This window comes from Georgenia phoenicis, from assembly GCF_047302425.1.
GTDB lineage: Bacteria > Actinomycetota > Actinomycetes > Actinomycetales > Actinomycetaceae > Oceanitalea.
In genome coordinates this window covers 2,684,633-2,703,472 of record NZ_CP154855.1, presented here as the reverse complement: position 1 = coordinate 2,703,472, position 18,840 = coordinate 2,684,633, and the positions used below count along the sequence as shown (strand labels likewise).

Here is an 18,840-nt window from a genome sequence, read left to right as displayed (position 1 = left end):
CCCCCGACGGCCGACCGGCCGGCGGGGGTGTGGTCGTTCTAGGCCGGCTGGCAGTGCGGGCAGAAGAAGGCCGGCCGCTCCTGGCCGGGCGGGCCGACCTGGATCTCGACGATCGGCGTGCCGCAGCGCCGGCACGGTCGTCCGCGCCGGCCGTGGACGTGGCTGCCGCGTCCGGGCCCGGTCTCCCCGGTGGCCGTGGGCAGCGGGGCGTCGGCCGAGCGCAGCATGAGGTGGCGGGCGGTGGCGCACACCGGCTCGGTGACGTCCCGCGCGGGGCGCAGCGGGTGGACGCCGTGGGCCCACAGGGACTCGGCGAGGTAGAGCGTGCCGATGCCGGCGACGACGGTCTGGTCGAGGAGGACCGCACCGATCGGGCGGTCACCCTGGGCGCGGACCCGCTCGCCGCACTCCTCGAGGTCGACGTCGTCGGCCAGCAGGTCCGGTCCCAGGTGCCCGACGACGAGGTGCTCGTCGCGGGTGCGGACGAGGTCGACCATGCCGAGCAGCCGGCCGATGCACGTCCACCGCTCGGTGCCGAGCACGGCTCGCACCCGGTGGGCACGGTCGGCTCCGCGCTCCTGCCCGGCGCGGGTGATCCACCAGCTGCCGTCCATGCGCAGGTGGGTGTGGAGGGTGCGGCCGTCGTCGAGCCGGGTGAGCAGGTGCTTGCCCACGGGGTGGTTGCCGAGGACGACGGCGCCCGCGAGGTCGGTGTCGCCCAGCCGGCCCCAGCGCAGCTCGCCGCGCACGAGCCGCTGGCCGGCGAGGGCGGCGTCCATCCGCCGGGCGACCCGCAGGACGATGTCACCCTCGGGCACGGGTGGCCCCCTCCGCGGCCCGGCGCGCCGGGCCGTCCTCCCGCAGCCGCAACCCGCGCGGGGTGGCGAAGAAGCCGGCGGCCTCGAGCGCCTCGCGCGCCGGGCTCCCCGCGCTGAGCGCCGGCTCGCCGTCGATCCGCTGGAGGGTGAGGCGGCCCAGCGTCCCGCCCGCGGCCGTGGCGGCGAGCTGCTGCGCGGCCGCCGCGAGCCGGCCGGGATCGGCGGTGAAGGACAGGAGGGTGCGCCTGCCCCGTTCGACGTACAGGCACAGCTCGCCGCCGACGAGGACGACGACGGCGCCCGCCGCCCGCCGCGGGCGCGCCCCCTCGGTCGTGGTCTCGGGCCACGGGAGGGCGGCGCCGTAGGGGTTGGCCGGGTCGGTGGCGGCGAGGAGGAGGGCGGAGGGGTCCTCCCGGCGGACGGCGTCGCGCAGGAGGTCGACGCACTCGGGCAGGGCGAACTGGGCGGCGCCCAGCCCCTCGACGAGGTACCCGCGGCGGACCTTGCCGGCGTCCTCGAGCCGGGTGAGGACGGGGTAGGCGGTCCCGAAGCCGCCCGGGAGGTCCTCCAGTCCCGCGGCGCCGCGGGTGAGGACGCCGTGGCGCTCGAGGAGCGCGGCCACCTGGGCGAGCAGCGCGGTCGACGTGTCGCCGCCACGCGCGACGAGCGACCAGCGCCCGGCCGCGGCGGGCGGCTGCGGGCCTCCGGGGCGGGAGCCGGCGGCGGCCATGAGCGAACGACGGCGGGAGAGGGCGCCGTTCGCGCGGGGCGGGCGCCGCGCGGAGTGGTGGGCCGGCCGGCCGCCGGAGAGCCGGGCTCGGACCGGGCCGAGGGAGTCGTTGGTGACGTGCCCGCCCCAGGCCAGCTCCCACAGGGCGTCGAGCACCCGCTCGGTGCTCGCGAGGGCGTCCTCCTCGCGGCAGGCGGCGAGGAGGTCGCGGAAGAACTGCCCGCCGCCGGCGAGCGCCTCGAGGATCGTGTGCTGGAGGGGGTCCTCGGGCACCTCCTGCGGCGGGGGCAGGAGCTCGGGGCTGTCGGCCGGGGCGAGCACGAGGTAGCCGTCGACCCCCGGCAGCGCGCCGGCGCCGCACCACACGACCTCACCGGCGGTGGTGAGCTCGTCGAGCAGGGCGGGCCGGTAGCCGCTCACCCGGGCGGGCAGGACGAGCGACTCGAGCGCGGAGGCGGGCACGCGGGCACCGGCCAGCTGGTCGACCACCGAGCTCAGCGCGGCCGTGCCCGAGCCGGCGGTGCCGACCTGCTGCCAGCGCGGCAGGAAGGTCCCCAGCGTGGCGGCCGGCACCGCCTCGACCTCGGCACGCAGGACCGCGAGACTGCGCCGGCGGATGCGGCGCAGCACCTCGGCGTCGCAGTACTCGTCGCCGGACTCCGAACCGGGGCGCAGCCGCCCGGTGACGAGGGCCGCCGCGGACGTGAGCCGCCGCAGCACCGGCGCGAGCGCGGCCGTGCCCAGGCCCAGGTGGGCGGCGAGCTCCTCGGCGCGGAAGGGCCCGTGGGTGCGGGCGTAGCGCCGCACGAGGTCCCCGAGCGGGTCGGGGACCGGCTCGAGGACGTCCTCGGGCAGCCCGACCGGCAGGGCCACGCCGAGCGCGTCGCGCAGCCGCCCGGCGTCCTCGAGCACCGCCCAGCGCACGCCGCCGGCGACCGTGACCCGGATGACGCGCCGGGCCGCCTCGAGCTCCTCGAGCCACCCCTCGACGGCGGTGGGCGGGTCGCAGCGGGTGGCGAGCTCCGCCGTCGTCGCGGGGCCGAGGCGGCGGACGAGGTCGGCCAGCGCCTCGACGTCCTGCGCGGGGTAGCGGCGCAGGGCGACCTCGGCCTCGATCTCGGCCAGCGCGCCGGCGTCGAGGAGGTCGGCGAGCTCGGTGGCGCCGGGCCCGATGAGCTCGGCGAGGAGGCGGGGGTCGAGGGTGAGGGCGGCGGCGCGGCGCTCGGCCGCGGGGGCGTCGCCGTCGTAGAGGAACTGGCCGACGTAGCCCATGAGGAGGCTGCGCGCGAAGGGCGACGGCGTGGGGGTGGCGACCTCGACGACGCGCAGCTCGCGCCGTGCGACCTGCCCCATGAGCTCGGCGAGGGCCGGGGTGTCGAAGTCGTCCTGCAGGCACTCGCGCACGGCCTCGAGGACGATGGGGAAGTCGGGGTGGTCGACCGCGACGCCGAGCAGCTGGGCCGCGCGGTGGCGCTGCTGCCACAGCGGCTGGCGGCGGTCGGGGCGACGGCGCGGCAGGAGCAGCGCACGGGCGGCGGCCTCGCGGAAGCGCGAGGCGAAGTGCGCGGAGCCGGCCAGCGCGTCGACCACCTGTCCGGTGAGCTCGTCGGGGTCGAGGAGGAGGTCCTCGGCGCTGACGGGCAGCTCCCCGCCCTCGGAGCCGACGTCGGGCAGCCGCATGACGATGCCGTCGTCGGCGGGCATCGCGGCGACGTCCATGCCGAGCTGCTCGCGCAGCCGGGCGGCCAGGACGAGTGCCCACGGCGTGTGGACGCGCGAGCCGAAGGGGGAGTGGATGACGAGCCGCCAGTCCCCGAGCTCGTCGCGGAAACGCTCGAGGACGATCGTGCGGTCGTCGCTGAGGTGGGCGTGCTCGCGCTGCTCGTGGAGGTAGCCGAGGAGGTTGTCCCGGGCCCACTCGTCCAGGCCCTGCTCGGCGAGCCGCTCGTGCGCCTGCTCGGGCGGCAGGGTCGCGGTGGTGCGGACGAAGGCGCCGAGCGCCCGGCCGAGCTCCACCGGGCGGCCGGGGGAGTCGCCCTTCCAGAAGGGCAGCCGCCCGGGCTGCCCCGGGGCGGGGGAGACGAGGACGCGGTCGGGGGTGATGTCCTCGATCCGCCACGTGCTCGAGCCGAGGGTGAAGGTGTCCCCGACGCGGGACTCGAAGACCATCTCTTCGTCGAGCTCGCCGACGCGGCGCCCGCCGCGGCCGGCGGAGGTGACGCCGTCGTCGGCGCTCGCACCCGCGGCGAGGAAGACGCCGTACAGGCCGCGGTCGGGGATCGTGCCGCCGCTCGTCGTCGCCAGGCGCACCGCGCCGGGCCGGGCGCTGAGGGTGCCGGCGGCGCGGTCCCACACGAGGCGCGGGCGCAGCTCGGCGAAGTCCTCGCTGGGGTAGCGGCCGGAGAGCATGTCGAGGACGGCGTGCAGGGAGGCGTCGCCGAGGGACTCGAAGGGCGCGCTACGCCGGACGAGGGCGGCGAGCTCGTCGACCGACCAGTCCTCGACGGCGAGCATGGCGACGACCTGCTGGGCGAGGACGTCGAGCGGGTTGGCGACGACCTGAAGCGCCTCGATCGCGCCCTCCTGCGCGCGCACGGAGGTGACGGAGGCGGCGAGGAGGTCCCCGCGGTGGGTGGGCAGGACGACGCCGCGGGACAGCGCCCCGACCTGGTGGCCGGCCCGGCCGATCCGCTGGAGGGCGGAGGCGACCGACGGCGGGGAGCCGACCTGGACGACGAGGTCGACGGCGCCCATGTCGATGCCGAGCTCGAGGGTGGAGGTGGCGATGACGGCGGGCAGCGTCCCCGACTTCAGGGCCGACTCGATCCGGGTGCGCTCCTCGCGGCTCATCGAGCCGTGGTGGGCGCGGGCGAGCTCGCCGTCCGCGGCGGGGGAGGCCGTCCCGGACTGGCCCGGCACCTGCGCCGCCCAGCCCGGGGACGACGACGGCGCGGACGTGGCGGCCTCGTCGTCCGCGGGTCGGGTGCGCTCGGCCCACACCTCGTTGACGCGGGCGGCGAGCCGCTCGGCCCCGCGGCGGGAGTTGGCGAAGACGATGGTCGAGCGGTGGGAGGTGATGAGGTCGACGAGCCGCTCCTCGACGTGCGGCCAGATCGAGGCGCGGTGCTGGGCGGGCAGGCGGCCCGCGGCGCTGCCGGACAGGTCCTCCTCGGCGGCCGTCTGCTCGCGGCCGGGCGCGTCGGGCAGGTCGGAGAGGTCGGGGACCGGGACGACGACGTCGACCTGGAGCTCCTTGGCGATGTCCGGGCGCACGACGCGGACCGGCCGCCCGCCGTCCTCCGGTGCCCGGGCGCCCCCGAGGAAGCGTGCGACGGCCTCGACGGGCCGCACCGTGGCCGAGAGCCCGACCCGCTGGGCGGGCCGGGGCAGGAGGGCGTCGAGCCGCTCGAGCGTGACGGCCAGGTGGGCCCCGCGCTTGGTGCCGGCGACGGCGTGGACCTCGTCGAGGATGACGGTCTCCACCCCGCGCAGCCCCTCGCGCGCCGCGGAGGTGAGGACGAGGTAGAGGGACTCCGGCGTGGTGATGAGGATGTCCGGCGGGCGGGTGGCCAGGGCACGGCGCTCGGCGGGCGGCGTGTCACCGGTGCGGACGCCGACCGTGACGTCCCGCACGGGGGTGCCCGCCGAGGCGGCCGCCCGGGTGATGCCGACGAGCGGGGAGCGGAGGTTGCGCTCGACGTCCGCGGCCAGCGCCTTGAGCGGGGAGACGTAGACGACGCGGGCGCGCCGCTCGGGTGGCGGGTCCTCCCCGGTGAGCAGGCGGTCCACCGACCACAGGAACGCGGACAGCGTCTTGCCGGAGCCGGTGGGGGCGACGACGAGGGCGTGGTCCCCGGCCCGCACCGCCTCCCAGGCACCGGCCTGCGCGGCGGTGGGGGCGGCGAAGGCGCCCGAGAACCAGGCGCGCGTGGGCGCCGAGAAGCCGGCCAGCGCGTCGTCCACCATCCCGACATTGTGCAGGGCAGGTGTGACATCCACTCCTCGGCAGCGGGGGCGCTGCACGGCGTCGGCGTGGCACGCTGGTGCGGTGAAGCACTCGGAGTTCCGGCAGGCGCTGGAGGAGACCTTCGGCTCGGCGTACGGGCGCACGCTCGCGGCCGAGCTCGTCCTCGTGCCGCTCGGCAACCGCACGGCGGACGCGGCGCTCGCGGACGGCGTGCCCCCGCAGGAGGTCTGGGACGCGGTGTGCGAGGAGATGGACCTCGACGAGCGGGTGCGCTGGCGCCACCGCGGCACCCTGGACCCCAAGCGCCGCTGAGCGGCTCGGAGAACCTCCGCGTGTCGGGGGCGGACTCGAACGCCCGTTCGGTCTAGGCTGGTCCCCAGGGAAGGACGAGCCGCTGGTCTCCACAGCACGTGGGGCCCGCGACCCGGATGTCAGTGGTCGGACATAGCCTCCCCACAGGTAGCCGTCCGGAGAGGGCGGGCCCTGACAGACCAGCCCCGTCCCGCACGGCCGCGCCCCGCCGGCCACGACACAAGGAGACCCACATGGCCGCTCCCGTAGCAGACCGCAGCAAGGCCCTCGAGGCCGCGCTCAGCCAGATCGACCGCCAGTTCGGCAAGGGCTCGATCATGCGGCTGGGGGACGACACCCGTCCGCCCGTCGCCGTCATCCCCACCGGGTCGGTGGCCCTGGACGTCGCCCTCGGCATCGGCGGGCTGCCCCGTGGCCGCATCGTCGAGATCTACGGCCCGGAGTCCTCGGGCAAGACGACCGTCGCGCTCCACGCCGTGGCCAACGCCCAGCGCGCCGGCGGGATCGCCGCGTTCATCGACGCCGAGCACGCGCTCGACCCGGAGTACGCGAAGAAGCTCGGTGTCGACACCGACGCCCTCCTCGTCTCCCAGCCGGACACCGGTGAGCAGGCGCTGGAGATCATGGACATGCTCATCCGCTCCGGCGCGCTGGACATCGTCGTCATCGACTCCGTCGCGGCGCTCGTGCCCAAGGCCGAGATCGAGGGCGAGATGGGCGACTCCCACGTCGGTCTCCAGGCCCGCCTCATGTCCCAGGCGCTGCGCAAGATCACCGGTGCGCTGTCCGCCTCGGGCACCACGGCGATCTTCATCAACCAGCTGCGCGAGAAGATCGGCGTGTTCTTCGGCTCCCCGGAGACCACCACCGGTGGCAAGGCGCTGAAGTTCTACGCCTCCGTGCGCATCGACGTCCGCCGCATCGAGACCCTCAAGGAGGGCACCGCCGCGGTGGGTAACCGCACGCGGGCCAAGATCGTCAAGAACAAGATGGCCCCGCCCTTCAAGCAGGCCGAGTTCGACATCGTCTACGGCCAGGGCATCTCGCGCGAGGGCGGTCTCATCGACCTCGGCGTCGAGCACGGCATCGTGCGCAAGTCCGGCGCCTGGTTCACCTACGAGGGCGACCAGCTCGGGCAGGGCAAGGAGAACTCGCGCCGCTTCCTCAAGGACAACCCCGAGCTCGCCGTCGAGATCGAGAAGAAGATCCTCGACAAGCTCGGCATCGGCGCCAAGGCGGAGGACGCCGCCGACGAGGCGAAGGTCGACTTCTGAGCCCCTCGTCACGACCCGGTGGTCGGAGGCCCGCACCCGAGCCTCCGACCACCGGCGCTGCCGCCGAGGACGTCGAACCGCCCGGTGAGGAGGTCGCGCGCGCGATCCTCCTGCGCCAGCTCGCCGCCGCTCCGCGCAGCCGCGCCCAGCTCGCCGAGAAGCTCGCCGCCAAGGACGTTCCCGAGGAGGTCGCCGAGCGCCTCCTCGACCGTTTCGAGGAGGTCGGGCTCGTCGACGACACCGCCTACGCCGAGATGCTCGTGCGCACCCGCCACCAGGAGCGGGGGCTCGCGCGGCGGGCCCTGTCGCACGAGCTGCGCCGCAAGGGCGTGAGCCCCGAGGTCGCCGAGCAGGCCCTCGAGCAGATCGACGACGACGACGAGCTCACCGCCGCCCGCGAGCTCGCCGTCCGCAAGGCCCGGGCGAGCCGCGGCCTCGACCGCGACAAGCGCCGTCGCCGGCTCGCCGGCATGCTCGCCCGCAAGGGCTACTCACCCGGCGTCGCGATGCGCGCCGTCGACGAGGCCCTCGCCGCGGAGGGCGAGGAGGCCGCGGAGGGCAACCCCGACGACTATCTCGGGTGAACCCGCGTGGGCCGGCTCAGGCGGTCCCGTAGGTGGCGGTGACGTCCACCCCGCCCTTGGGCACCTCGGGGCGGTTCACCCGCGCCGAGGTCCGCCCGCCGATCCGGCGTGCCGCCCGCCCGGCGGCCCAGGCGAGCGCCGCGTTGAGCACGATGTAGATGACCGCGATGACGAAGAAGGACTGGAGCACCGGGAACGGGGCGTCCGCGCCGATGAGCCGGGCCGAGCGGAGCAGCTCGCTGTAGGTGATGATCGCGCCGAGCGCGGAGTCCTTGAGGACGACGACGAACTGGCTCACCAGGGCCGGGAGCATCGCCATGAGCGCCTGCGGCAGCTCCACGGAGCGGATCGACTGGCCGCGGGTCATCCCGATCGCCAGGGCGGCCTCGCGCTGACCGGACGGCAGGCCGTGCACACCGGAGCGCACGAGCTCGGCGATGACCGACCCGTTGTAGAGGGTCAGGCCGATGACCACGCCGAGCAGCGGGCTCAGGGACGGTGCCACCTGGAGGAACTGGGCACTGAAGAACCAGCCGCCGATCATGAGGATGAGCACCGGGACTGCCCGGAAGAACTCGACGACCACACCGCAGAACCACCGGACCACGCGCACACCGGAGAGCCGCCCCACCCCGAAGAGCAGGCCGAAGACGAGCGCGAGGACGATCGAGTAGGCCGCCGCCACCAGCGTGTTCTGCAGGCCCGGCAGGAAGTAGTACAGCCAGGTGCGCGCCTCGAGCATCGGCGCCCACAGGTCACCGGCCAGCTGGCCGTGCACGTGCAGCTGGTAGACCACGAAGACGGCGCCGGCGAGCACGAGGACGGCACCCACGACGTTCCCGACGAGGATGCGGCGTCGGGTGCGGGGCCCCGGCGCGTCGAAGAGGACGGACTGTGTGCTCATCGGGACACCGCCAGACGTCGGGAGAGGTAGGTGACGGCCAGACCGATCGGGATGACGATGACGACGAAGCCGGCTGCCACCGTGAGGAAGATCGGGATGACGTAGTTCGCGTCCCGGTCGAGCATCCCCGCCATGAGCAGGGAGATCTCGTTGACGGAGATCGCCGCCGCCACGGTGGTGTTCTTGATGAGGGCGATGAGCGTGTTGCCCAGCGGCGCGATGGCGCCCCGGAAGGCCTGCGGCATGATGACGAGCCGCGCGGCGGGCACGAAGGGCAGCCCGATCGCCCGGGCGGCCTCCGCCTGCCCCACGGGGACGGTGTTGACCCCGGAGCGGATCGACTCACAGACGAAGGAGGCCGTGTAGACCGACAGCGCCCACACCGCGAGCCAGAAGAAGTTGGCGTCGAAGCGCTCGGCGAACTGGACACCGAGCTGGGGCCAGAGCACGAACGCGGCGAACATCATCACCACGGTGAGCGGGATGTTCCGCACGAGGTTGACGTAGGTGGCCCCGGCCCACCGCAGTGAGGGGAACGGGGAGATGCGCATGAGCGCCAGGACGGTGCCGAGGGCCAGCGAGAAGACCGCAGAGAAGAACGCCAGCCGGAGGTTGGTCCAGTAGGCGCCGGCGATGTCGTAGTTCGAGAGCACCTCGAGGAAGTCACTCACGGGCATACCACCTTGGCCAGGTCAGGGGAGGGACGGGCGCGGCCGGCGGCCCGTGTGGCCACCGGCCGCACCCGGGAGGAGACGGCGCAGCTGCGGGTCAGGCGCACTCGCGGGTCTCGGGCGGGTTGAGCTCGGCGTTCGGGCTGAACCCGGTCCCCTCGGTGTTCGCGCTGATGAACTGCTCCCAGCTGCCGTCGTCGAACATCGCGTTGATGGCGTCCGTGACGTCCTGGCACATCTCCGAGCCCGGAGGCAGGCCGACCCCGTAGTTCTCCTCGGAGAACGGGTTGCCCACGACCTGCAGCTCGCCGCTCCCGTCGGCGGCGGCGAGGCCGGCGAGGATGATGTCGTCGGTGGTCACGGCGTCCACCTGGCCGCCGGCCAGGTACTGGATGCACTCGGAGTACCCGTTGAGCTCGACCAGCTGGGTGTCGGGGGAGAAGTCCTCCTTGACCCGGGCCGCGGAGGTTGACCCGGAGACCGAGCACAGGTTGCGCCCGTCGAGCACGTCGGGCCCGGTGATGGTGCCGGCGTCGTCGGAGCGGATGAGCAGGTCCTGGCCGGCCACGAAGTACGGCCCGGCGAAGTCGACGACCTCGTCGCGCTCGTCGGTGATCGAGTAGGTGGCGACGATCATGTCGACCTGCTCGTTCTGCAGCATCGTCTCTCGCTGCGGGGACGGGGACTCGACCCACTCGATCTGGTCCGCCGTGTACCCGAGCTGCTCGGCGATGTAGGTGGCGACGTCGACGTCGAAGCCGGTGTACTCGTTGCCGTCCTGGTAGCCGAGGCCCGGCTGGTCGAACTTGATGCCGATGCGGATCGAGCCCTCGCCGCCGCCACCACCATCGGTGGCGGACTCGGTCGTCGTCGCGCCGTCGTCGCCCTCCGGCTCCTCGGCGCCGGGCTCCGCCGTACAGGCGGCAAGGGTGAGGGCACCCATGGCCGCCACGGCGGCGAGTGCTGCTCGTGTCGTCTTCATCCTGGTCTCCTTCGTCGGTTACGAGGAACGTGCTGGTCGGGTGGGTCAGTGGGTGAGGATCTTGCCGAGGAAGTCCTTGGCACGGTCCGTCTCGGCGTGGGTGAAGAACTCCTCGGGCGTCTTCTCCTCGACGATCTCGCCGGCGTCCATGAACACGACGCGGTCCCCGGCGCGGCGGGCGAAGCCCATCTCGTGGGTGACGACGACCATCGTCATGCCGCTGCGGGCCAGGGAGGTCATGACGTCGAGGACCTCGTTGATCATCTCGGGGTCCAGCGCGGAGGTGGGCTCGTCGAAGAGCATGACCTTCGGCTGCATCGCCAGCGCCCGGGCGATCGCGACGCGCTGCTGCTGGCCGCCGGAGAGCTGCGCGGGCAGCTTGGAGGCCTGGTTGGCCACGCCCACCCGCTCGAGCAGGTCCATCGCGTGGTCCCGGGCCTCCTTGGCCTTCATGCCCTTGACCTTGACCGGCCCCAGGGTGACGTTGTCGAGGACCGACTTGTGGGCGAAGAGGTTGAAGGACTGGAAGACCATGCCGACGTCGGCGCGCAGGCGGGCGAGCGCCTTGCCCTCCTCGGGCAGCGGGGTGCCGTCGACGAGGATCTCACCCGAGCTGATCGTCTCGAGGCGGTTGATCGTCCGGCAGAGCGTCGACTTGCCCGACCCGGAGGGGCCGATGACGACGACGACCTCGCCGCGGTGCACCGTGAGGTCGATGTCCTTGAGGACGTGGAGGTCCCCGAAGTACTTGTTGACGCCGCGCATCTCGACGAGCGGCTCGGTGGAGGGAGGTGGCATGTCGTGCCTGCCCGGCTGACTCATAGGGGCCAACCTAACCACAGTTGTGTCGGGGGTCACGGATTTCAGGTCACGGTCGGGACACGGCGCGGCAGAACTACACTTGGCCGACGATGACTGCCACCGCGAGCGCGCCCCGCACCTACGTCGTGCGCACCATGGGCTGCCAGATGAACGTCCACGACTCCGAGCGCCTCGCCGGCATGCTCGAGAACGCCGGGTACGTGCCCGCCGAGCCCGTCGCGGGCGAGGTGCTGGGCGAGGGCGCCGACGTCGTCGTCATCAACACGTGCTCGGTGCGGGAGAACGCCGCCAGCCGCCTCTTCGGCAACCTCGGCCAGCTCGCCTCGGTCAAGCGCTCGCGGCCGGGCATGCAGATCGCCGTCGGCGGCTGCCTCGCCCAGCAGATGCGCGACGGCATCGTCGACAAGGCGCCGTGGGTCGACGTCGTCTTCGGCACCCACAACCTCGACGTCCTGCCCACCCTGCTCGAGCGCGCCCGGCACAACGCCGAGGCGCAGGTGGAGATCGAGGAGTCCCTCAAGGTCTTCCCCTCGACGCTCCCGACCAAGCGCGAGTCGCCCTACGCGGGCTGGGTGTCGATCTCCGTGGGCTGCAACAACACGTGCACCTTCTGCATCGTGCCGCACCTGCGCGGCAAGGAGCGCGACCGGCGTCCCGGTGACGTGCTCGCCGAGGTCGAGGCCGTCGTCGCGCAGGGCGCGATCGAGGTGACGCTCCTGGGCCAGAACGTCAACTCCTACGGCGTCGGCTTCGGTGACCGCGGGGCCTTCGCCAAGCTGCTGCGCGCCTGCGGCCAGGTCGAGGGCCTCGAGCGGGTGCGCTTCACCTCCCCGCACCCGGCCGCCTTCACCGACGACGTCATCGAGGCGATGGCCGAGACGCCCACGGTCATGCCCCAGCTGCACATGCCGCTGCAGTCCGGCTCGGACCGCATCCTGCGGGCGATGCGCCGCTCCTACCGCTCGGCGAAGTTCCTCGGCATCCTCGACCGCGTCCGCGCCGCCATCCCCGACGCCGCGATCAGCACCGACATCATCGTCGGCTTCCCGGGGGAGACGGAGGAGGACTTCCAGGCCACGCTCGACGTCGTCGCGGCGTCCCGCTTCGCCAGCGCCTTCACCTTCCAGTACTCCCCGCGCCCCGGTACCCCGGCCGCCGACCTGCCCGAGCAGGTCCCCGCCGACGTCGTCGCCGAGCGCTACCAGCGTCTCGTCGCCCTCCAGGAGCGGATCAGCACCGAGGAGAACGAGCGCCAGGTCGGCCGGACCGTCGAGGTGCTCGTCTCCGACGGCGGCGGCCGCAAGGACGGCGCGACCTCCCGGATCAGCGGCCGCGCCGCCGACAACCGCCTCGTCCACGTCGCCCTGCCCGACGGCGTGAGCGAGCTGCCCCGCCCCGGCGACATGGTCACCGCGACCGTGACCCACGGCGCCCCGCACCACCTCGTCGCGGACTCCCCGGCGCTCGGCGGCACCTACGCGCTGCGCCGCACCCGCGCCGGTGACGCGTGGGACCGCGCCCAGCGGGGCGACCACGACCACGGCGGCGGCGCGCCCGCGCCCGGCGGCGCGGTCACCCTCGGCATGCCGTCCCTGCGCACCCGCTGACCCCGGCCGCGGGCCTGCCGGGCGGCTTGCGTCGCACCTTGCGCTCATCCGCCGCACGTCCGCTCCGGTCCCGTGGGGCGGAAGGGGCGACCCGTCCGCCGTCGCGGGCCGCGTAGCCTGGACGCCGTGCCCCTCCCCGTCCTCGCCGTCGTCGGGCCCACCGCGACGGGCAAGTCCGAGCTCGCCCTCGACGTCATCGAGCTCCTCGGCGGCCCGGAGGCGGCCGAGGCCGTCAACGCGGACGCCATGCAGCTGTACCGCGGGATGGACGTCGGCACCGCGAAGCTGCCCGTGGCCGAGCGGCGCGGGGTGGTCCACCACCAGCTCGACGTCCTCGACGTCACCGAGGAGGCGAGCGTCGCGGCCTACCAGCGCGAGGCGCGCGCCGACCTCGCGGCCGTGGCGGCCCGCGGCCGGCGGGGCGTCCTCGTCGGCGGTTCCGGGCTCTACGTGCGCGCCGTCCTCGACGAGCTCGAGTTCCCCGGCACCGACCCGGAGGTGCGCAGCCGGCTGGAGGAGCGGGCCGAGGAGGAGGGGCCGGGGCTGCTGCACCGGGAGCTGGCGGAGCGCGACCCCGTCGCGGCCGAGCGGATCCCGCGCGGCAACCCCCGGCGCATCGTGCGCGCCCTGGAGGTCATCGAGCTGACCGGCCGGCCCTACTCGGCCACGCTCCCCGAGCACCACTACCACCTGCCCGCCGTGCAGGTCGCCATCGACGTCCCGCGCGAGGAGCTCCTCGTCCGGATCGCGGCGCGCGCCCGGGCGATGCTCGACGGCGGCCTGCTCGAGGAGACGCGCGAGCTGCTCGCCGCCGGGCTGGCGCAGGGGAGGACCGCGTCGCGCGCCGTCGGCTACGCCCAGGCGGTCGCGGTGCTCGAGGGCAGGCTCAGTGTCGAGGACGCGCACGAGGCCATCTCCGTCGCCACGCGCCAGCTCGCCCGCCGCCAGAGCCAGTGGTTCCGCCGTGACCCGCGCGTGCACTGGCTGCCGCCGTCGGCTGACCTCCCGGCACGGGTGGCCGAGCTCCTCGCCCGGCACGACGGCGCGTAGGCTCGACCGCATGTCGCCGCTCGCCCAGCTCCGAGGGGTGCCGCTCACCAAGGGGCACGCCACCGAGAACGACTTCGTGCTCCTCACCGACCCCGACGGCCGCCTCGACCTCGATCCCGCGACCGTCGCCGCGGTCTGCGACCGGCGCGCGGGCATCGGCGGGGACGGCCTGGTCCGCGCGGTCCGCTCCGCCGCCCTCGGCGCGCCCGAGGGGCGTGAGGCGGCCGCGCAGGGCGCGGAGTGGTTCATGGACTACCGCAACGCCGACGGCTCGGTCGCCGAGATGTGCGGCAACGCGGCCCGCCTCCTGGCGAGCTACCTCGTCGACGAGGGCCTCATCGCCCCTGCGGACGGGGAGCCGGTGCTCATCGGCACCCGCGGCGGCGTGCGCACCGTCACGCGCTCGGGCAGCGGCTGGACCGTCGACATGGGCCCCTGGCAGCTGCCCGGCGGCGGTGACGCCGTCACCCGCGGCTTCGACGTCGCCGTCCAGGTGCACGGCCTCGCGGGCACCCGTGCCGGGCTGCGCGTGACGATGCCCAACCCGCACACGGTCGTCGCGCTGCCTGACGAGGAGGAGCTCGCGGGCGCCGACCTCGGCCCGCTCGTCGCCGTCGACCCCGAGCCCGCCGACGGCACCAACGTGGAGATCGTCGTCCCCCTCGGCGAGACGACGACGGACGGCGAGCCCACCGGCACCGTCCGCATGCGCGTCCAGGAGCGCGGCGCGGGAGAGACGCGCTCGTGCGGGACCGGTGCCTGCGCCGTCGCCGTCGCGCTCCACGCGTGGGGCGGGGCGGGGGCACCCCGGCTGTGGCGGGTGCTCGTCCCCGGCGGCGAGCTCGGCGTGCGGCTCACCGACGACGGCCGCGCCCTGCTCACCGGCCCGGCGACGCTCGTCGGCCGCGTGACGCTGCGCTAGGCGCGCCGCACGTCGAGCACCCGGAAGCCCTTCGAGCTCGACAGCCGCTCGGTCGGCAGGCCCAGCTCGGTCTCGATCCACCGGTGCAGGGAGTCGGCGCCGAGGTTCTTGCCGACGACGAGCCGGGCACGGCCATCGGGCGCCAGGCGTCCCAGCCACGTGCGCAGCAGCTCGTGCAGGGCCTCCTTGCCGATCCGGATCGGCGGGTTGGACCACAGCTCGTCGATCCCGCCGGCGACGAGCCCGGCGGCCTGCTCCGGGTCGGCGACGACGACGTTGCCCAGTCCCAGCGCCGCCGCGTTGCGCGCGGTGAGGTCGCGGGCCCGCTCGTTGACGTCGACGGCGACCACCCGCGCCTGCGGGGCGGCGGCGGCCATCGCGAGGGTCACCGGGCCCCACCCGCAGCCCAGGTCGACGAGCGTCCCGGTGGGCACCGGGTCGGGGACGGCGTCGAGCAGCACCCGGGTGCCGATGTCGAGCCGGTCCCCGGAGAAGACGCCCGGCGCCGTGCGGACCTGGACCGCCCGGCCGCGCAGGGTGACGTCGAGGGTGCGGGTCTCGCCGGGGGAGGCCGGCTGGGCCGTGAAGTAGTGCTCGCTCACCACCGAAACCTACCGCGCGCCTGGGGATATCTGGTCGCCGCGCCAGGCCCGACGTGGGACCCTTGGAGCAGTGGACGACGACTGGGAGACCATGGCAGATCAGGACGACGCGGTGCAGGAGCGCGACCCCGCACGGGACGTCGTGGCACGGGTGCTCGCCCGCGCCGGGACGGCCCTGCAGGCGGACGACGCCGAGGGCCACGAGCTCGACGGCGAGCAGCTCGACCGCGAGGAGCGCTCCGCGCTGCGACGCGTGGGGGGCCTGTCCACCGAGCTCGAGGACGTCACCGAGGTCGAGTACCGCCAGCTGCGCCTCGAGCGCGTCGTCCTCATCGGCGTGTGGTCCGGCCCGCAGCCCGAGCTGGCCGAGGTGTCGCTGCGCGAGCTCGCCGCGCTCGCCGAGACGGCCGGCTCGGTCGTCCTGGACGCGGTGCTCCAGCGCCGCGCCACCCCGGACCCGGCCACGTACTTCGGCTCGGGCAAGGCGGCCGAGCTGGCCGAGCTCGTCGCCGAGGTCGGGGCGGACACCGTCGTCGCCGACACCGAGCTCAGCCCCTCCCAGCGCCGCGCGCTGGAGGACGTCGTCAAGGTCAAGGTCATCGACCGGACGGCCCTCATCCTCGACATCTTCGCCCAGCACGCCAAGTCCCGGGAGGGCAAGGCGCAGGTCGAGCTCGCCCAGCTGGAGTACCTGCTCCCGCGCCTGCGCGGCTGGGGCGAGTCGATGTCCCGGCAGGCCGGTGGACGCGTCGCCGGCGGTGCGGGGATCGGCTCCCGCGGCCCCGGTGAGACGAAGATCGAGCTCGACCGGCGCCGCATCCGCACCCGCATGGCGCGCCTGCGCCGCCAGATCGCCGCGATGGCGCCCTCGCGGGAGACCAAGCGGGCCTCGCGCCACCGCGCCCAGGTGCCGGCCGTCGCGATCGCCGGGTACACCAACGCCGGCAAGTCCTCCCTGCTCAACCGGCTCACCGGCGCCGGGGTGCTCGTCGAGAACGCCCTCTTCGCCACCCTCGACCCCACCGTGCGCCGCGCCGAGACGCCGGACGGGCGGGTCTACACCCTCGCCGACACCGTCGGCTTCGTCCGCTCCCTGCCCCACGAGCTCGTCGAGGCCTTCCGCTCCACCCTCGAGGAGGTCGCCGAGGCGGACCTCATCCTCCACGTCGTCGACGCCGCCCACCCCGACCCCGAGGGCCAGGTCAAGGCGGTGCGCGACGTCCTCGCCGACATCCCGGGTGCCGACGACATCCCCGAGGTCGTCGTCCTCAACAAGGCCGACCTCGCCGAGCCGGGCACGGTCGCGGCCCTGCGCACCCGCTACCCCGGCGCCGTCGCCGTCTCCGCACGCACGGGCGCGGGCATCGAGGAGCTGCGCGAGCGCATCGCCGAGCTCCTCCCGCGCCCGTCGGTGCGGGTGGAGGTGCTCGTGCCCTACTCCCGCGGCGACCTCGTCTCCCGCGCGCACGCCACGGGCGAGGTGCTGGCCGAGGAGCACACCGGTGCCGGCACCCGGCTGACGGCGCTCGTCGACCAGACCCTCGCGGCCGAGCTCACGGCCGCCGCCTCCGCGTGAGCGGCACGCCCGAGCTGCTCGCCGCCGCGGTCCGGCGCCTGGGCGGCAAGGAACGCGCGGGCCAGCTGACGATGGCCGAGGAGGTGGCCCGCACCCTGCGCGAGCCGCGAGCGCTGCTCGTCCAGGCCGGCACCGGCACCGGCAAGTCGCTCGGCTACCTCGTGCCGGTCCTCGAGCACGCCGTGCGTCACCACCAGCGCGCCGTCGTCTCCACGGCGACCCTCGCCCTCCAGCGGCAGGTGCTCGCCCATGACGTCCCGCTCGTCGCCGACGTCGTCGCCGCCTCCGGGGCACCGCGCCCGCAGGTCGCGCTCCTCAAGGGCTGGCACAACTACCTGTGCAAGCACAAGATCGCCGGGGGCTACCCCGCCGAGGACGAGCCCGGCCTCTTCGCCGTCGACGCCGCCACGCCCGACGCCGGGAGCGGCACCTCCCGCGGGCCGCTCGCCGAGCAGGTCGTCCGGCTGCGCGAGTGGGCCGAGGAGACCGACACGGGGGACCGTGACGACCTCGACCCGGGCGTCGGGGACAAGGCGTGGCGCCAGGTCTCGGTCACCAAGCTCGAGTGCCTCGGCGCGAGCTGCCCGATGCTCGAGGAGTGCTTCCCCGAGGCGGCACGGCGCGCCGCCCACGAGGCGGACGTCGTCGTGACCAACCACGCGATGCTCGGTATCGCCGCGGCCGGCTCCTCCCGGGTGCTGCCCGAGCACGAGGTCCTCGTCGTCGACGAGGCCCACGAGCTGGCCGAGCGGGTGACGGCCCAGTCGACCCTCGAGCTGTCCACCGCCGTCGTCGACCGCACCGCGCGCCTGGCCCGCAAGCACGTCGGGGTGCAGGTCGACTCCCTCGATGCGGCCGGGCGCGCGCTCGGCGCCTGGCTCGAGACCGCGCCCACGGGGCGGCTGCGCTCGGTGCCTTCCGAGCTGCTCGACGCCCTCACGCTCCTCGAGACGGGCAGTCGCGAGGCGATCAGCGCGATGCGCGGGGAGAGCGACGCCGAGGCCGGCGGGCGGCTCATGGCGCGCTCGGCGATGGTCGTCCTCCACGAGATCGCCGAGCGGCTCCTCGGCGACGGCGTGGCGCAGCGCCGCGAGGTGCTGTGGTGCGAGCGCGGGCGGACCGGCTTCGAGGCCGCGCGTCTCCACCTCGCGCCGCTCGACGTCGCCCGCCCCATCGCCACCGAGCTGCTCGCCGGCAAGGCCGCCGTCCTCACCTCCGCGACCCTCTCCCTCGGGGGCAGCTTCGCGCCCGTCGCGCGGACCCTCGGCGTCAGCCTCCTCGACCACCTCGAGCCCGACGACGACGCGCCCCGGCCCGCGCCCGGCCCGCGCTGGCACGGGGTCGACGTCGGCTCGCCCTTCGACTACGGCCGCCAGGGCATCCTCTACGTCGCCCGCCACCTGCCCGCGCCCGGGCGGGAGGGTCCGGGGGAGGGCGCGCAGCGCGAGCTCGTCGAGCTCGTCCGCGCCTCCGGTGGCGGTGCCCTCGGGCTGTTCTCCTCGCGCCGCGCCGCGGAGGAGGCCGCCGAGCTGCTCCGCGCCGAGCTCGACACCCCCGTCCTGTGCCAGGGCGAGGACCAGCTGCCCTCCCTCGTGCGGCGCTTCGCCGAGGACGAGAGCGCCACGCTCGTCGGCACCCTGTCCCTGTGGCAGGGCGTGGACGTGCCCGGACGCACCTGCCGGCTCGTCGTCATCGACCGCATCCCCTTCCCACGGCCCGACGACCCCGTCCGCTCCGCGCGCTCGGAGGTCGTCGCGGCGAGCGGCGGCAACGGCTTCATGTCCGTGGCCGCCACGCACGCCGCCCTGCTCCTCGCCCAGGGCGCCGGGCGGCTCATCCGCTCCACTGAAGACCGCGGCGTCGTCGCCGTCCTCGACTCGCGGCTCGCCACCGCCCGGTACGGCAGCTTCCTGCGCGGGTCCATGCCGCCGCTGTGGCCGACGACGGACGGCGAGGTGGCCCGTGCCGCCCTGCGCCGTCTGGCGGCGCAGCCGGCGCCGATCGCCTAGGCTCGGAGCC

General features: G+C 74.9%; 15 protein-coding genes and 1 pseudogene. 9 read left to right on the top strand and 7 right to left on the bottom strand.

Going from position 1 to position 18,840, the window contains the following annotated elements; all coding sequences use genetic code 11:
* Window positions 1-38: 38 nt before the first annotated feature.
* Both AA0005_RS12835 and AA0005_RS12830 read right to left on the bottom strand, forming a co-directional pair.
* The gene (locus tag AA0005_RS12835) at window positions 39-818 is read right to left on the bottom strand and encodes a DNA-formamidopyrimidine glycosylase family protein (RefSeq protein WP_413450561.1); all 780 of its coding nucleotides are present in this window, start codon (window positions 816-818) and stop codon (window positions 39-41) included.
* On the bottom strand, window positions 805-5,514 hold the full coding sequence (locus AA0005_RS12830) for a DEAD/DEAH box helicase (RefSeq protein WP_413450560.1): 4,710 nt from the start codon (window positions 5,512-5,514) through the stop codon (window positions 805-807). The genes AA0005_RS12835 and AA0005_RS12830 overlap by 14 nt, the downstream gene beginning before the upstream one ends.
* 82 nt (window positions 5,515-5,596) lie before the next feature.
* On the opposite strand from AA0005_RS12830, the gene AA0005_RS12825 reads away from it, so the two are divergent.
* The 4 genes and pseudogenes from AA0005_RS12825 (at window position 5,597) to AA0005_RS12810 (ending at window position 7,685) form a co-directional block, all read left to right on the top strand.
* Complete coding sequence (locus AA0005_RS12825) at window positions 5,597-5,827, top strand: DUF3046 domain-containing protein (protein WP_413450559.1); 231 nt, start codon at window positions 5,597-5,599, stop codon at window positions 5,825-5,827.
* Window positions 5,828-6,060: 233 nt separating this feature from the next.
* Window positions 6,061-7,101, top strand: coding sequence for a recombinase RecA (gene recA, locus AA0005_RS12820; protein ID WP_413450558.1), 1,041 nt, complete (start codon window positions 6,061-6,063; stop codon window positions 7,099-7,101).
* Window positions 7,098-7,259 (top strand): annotated as a pseudogene (locus AA0005_RS12815) (recombination regulator RecX); the annotation flags it as partial. The gene recA and the pseudogene AA0005_RS12815, both read left to right, overlap by 4 nt.
* A 102-nt stretch (window positions 7,260-7,361) precedes the next feature.
* On the top strand, window positions 7,362-7,685 hold the full coding sequence (locus tag AA0005_RS12810) for a regulatory protein RecX (RefSeq protein WP_413450557.1): 324 nt from the start codon (window positions 7,362-7,364) through the stop codon (window positions 7,683-7,685).
* A 16-nt stretch (window positions 7,686-7,701) separates the two neighbouring features.
* On the opposite strand, the gene AA0005_RS12805 is transcribed toward AA0005_RS12810, so the two are convergent.
* The 4 genes from AA0005_RS12805 to AA0005_RS12790 all read right to left on the bottom strand — a co-directional run bounded on the left by AA0005_RS12805 (window position 7,702) and on the right by AA0005_RS12790 (window position 11,040).
* A complete protein-coding gene (locus AA0005_RS12805) occupies window positions 7,702-8,589 on the bottom strand; it encodes an amino acid ABC transporter permease (protein ID WP_413450556.1) in 888 nt (295 codons plus the stop codon).
* Complete coding sequence (locus AA0005_RS12800; RefSeq protein WP_413450555.1) at window positions 8,586-9,260, bottom strand: amino acid ABC transporter permease; 675 nt, start codon at window positions 9,258-9,260, stop codon at window positions 8,586-8,588. The genes AA0005_RS12805 and AA0005_RS12800 overlap by 4 nt, the downstream gene beginning before the upstream one ends.
* A gap of 97 nt (window positions 9,261-9,357) precedes the next feature.
* Window positions 9,358-10,242 carry a glutamate ABC transporter substrate-binding protein gene (locus AA0005_RS12795; RefSeq protein WP_413450554.1) on the bottom strand — a complete coding sequence of 295 codons (885 nt, stop codon included), beginning with the start codon at window positions 10,240-10,242 and terminating at the stop codon, window positions 9,358-9,360.
* 45 nt (window positions 10,243-10,287) lie between these two features.
* Window positions 10,288-11,040: an amino acid ABC transporter ATP-binding protein gene (locus AA0005_RS12790; protein ID WP_413450553.1), complete on the bottom strand. Its 753-nt coding sequence runs from the start codon at window positions 11,038-11,040 to the stop codon at window positions 10,288-10,290.
* Between the two features lie 113 nt (window positions 11,041-11,153).
* Here AA0005_RS12790 and miaB point away from each other — a divergent pair, with 113 nt between their 5' ends.
* The 3 genes from miaB (at window position 11,154) to dapF (ending at window position 14,643) form a co-directional block, all read left to right on the top strand.
* Window positions 11,154-12,671: a tRNA (N6-isopentenyl adenosine(37)-C2)-methylthiotransferase MiaB gene (gene miaB, locus AA0005_RS12785; RefSeq protein WP_413450552.1), complete on the top strand. Its 1,518-nt coding sequence runs from the start codon at window positions 11,154-11,156 to the stop codon at window positions 12,669-12,671.
* Window positions 12,672-12,797: 126 nt separating this feature from the next.
* The gene (gene miaA, locus AA0005_RS12780; RefSeq protein ID WP_413450551.1) at window positions 12,798-13,721 is read left to right on the top strand and encodes a tRNA (adenosine(37)-N6)-dimethylallyltransferase MiaA; all 924 of its coding nucleotides are present in this window, start codon (window positions 12,798-12,800) and stop codon (window positions 13,719-13,721) included.
* A gap of 10 nt (window positions 13,722-13,731) precedes the next feature.
* Complete coding sequence (gene dapF / locus AA0005_RS12775) at window positions 13,732-14,643, top strand: diaminopimelate epimerase (RefSeq protein ID WP_413450550.1); 912 nt, start codon at window positions 13,732-13,734, stop codon at window positions 14,641-14,643.
* Here dapF and AA0005_RS12770 read toward each other — a convergent pair.
* Window positions 14,640-15,248: a class I SAM-dependent methyltransferase gene (locus AA0005_RS12770; protein ID WP_413450549.1), complete on the bottom strand. Its 609-nt coding sequence runs from the start codon at window positions 15,246-15,248 to the stop codon at window positions 14,640-14,642. The genes dapF and AA0005_RS12770 overlap by 4 nt on opposite strands.
* 88 nt (window positions 15,249-15,336) lie before the next feature.
* On the opposite strand from AA0005_RS12770, the gene hflX reads away from it, so the two are divergent.
* Window positions 15,337-16,821, top strand: a complete 1,485-nt coding sequence (gene hflX / locus AA0005_RS12765; RefSeq protein WP_413453097.1) for a GTPase HflX — start codon at window positions 15,337-15,339, stop codon at window positions 16,819-16,821.
* Complete coding sequence (locus AA0005_RS12760; RefSeq protein ID WP_413450548.1) at window positions 16,818-18,830, top strand: ATP-dependent DNA helicase; 2,013 nt, start codon at window positions 16,818-16,820, stop codon at window positions 18,828-18,830. Before hflX ends, AA0005_RS12760 begins: the two co-directional genes overlap by 4 nt.
* Window positions 18,831-18,840 lie beyond the last annotated feature (10 nt).

Excerpts from the sequence above, each read along its gene's own strand:
- recA (WP_413450558.1), top strand. The coding sequence starts at position 6,061 with ATGGCCGCTCCCGTAGCAGACCGCAGCAAGGCCCTCGAGGCCGCGCTC.
- AA0005_RS12805 (WP_413450556.1), bottom strand. The coding sequence starts at position 8,589 with ATGAGCACACAGTCCGTCCTCTTCGACGCGCCGGGGCCCCGCACCCGA.
- miaB (WP_413450552.1), top strand. The coding sequence starts at position 11,154 with ATGACTGCCACCGCGAGCGCGCCCCGCACCTACGTCGTGCGCACCATG.
- dapF (WP_413450550.1), top strand. The coding sequence starts at position 13,732 with ATGTCGCCGCTCGCCCAGCTCCGAGGGGTGCCGCTCACCAAGGGGCAC.
- AA0005_RS12795 (WP_413450554.1), bottom strand. The coding sequence starts at position 10,242 with ATGAAGACGACACGAGCAGCACTCGCCGCCGTGGCGGCCATGGGTGCC.
- AA0005_RS12790 (WP_413450553.1), bottom strand. The coding sequence starts at position 11,040 with ATGCCACCTCCCTCCACCGAGCCGCTCGTCGAGATGCGCGGCGTCAAC.
- AA0005_RS12830 (WP_413450560.1), bottom strand. The coding sequence starts at position 5,514 with ATGGTGGACGACGCGCTGGCCGGCTTCTCGGCGCCCACGCGCGCCTGG.
- hflX (WP_413453097.1), top strand. The coding sequence starts at position 15,337 with ATGGCAGATCAGGACGACGCGGTGCAGGAGCGCGACCCCGCACGGGAC.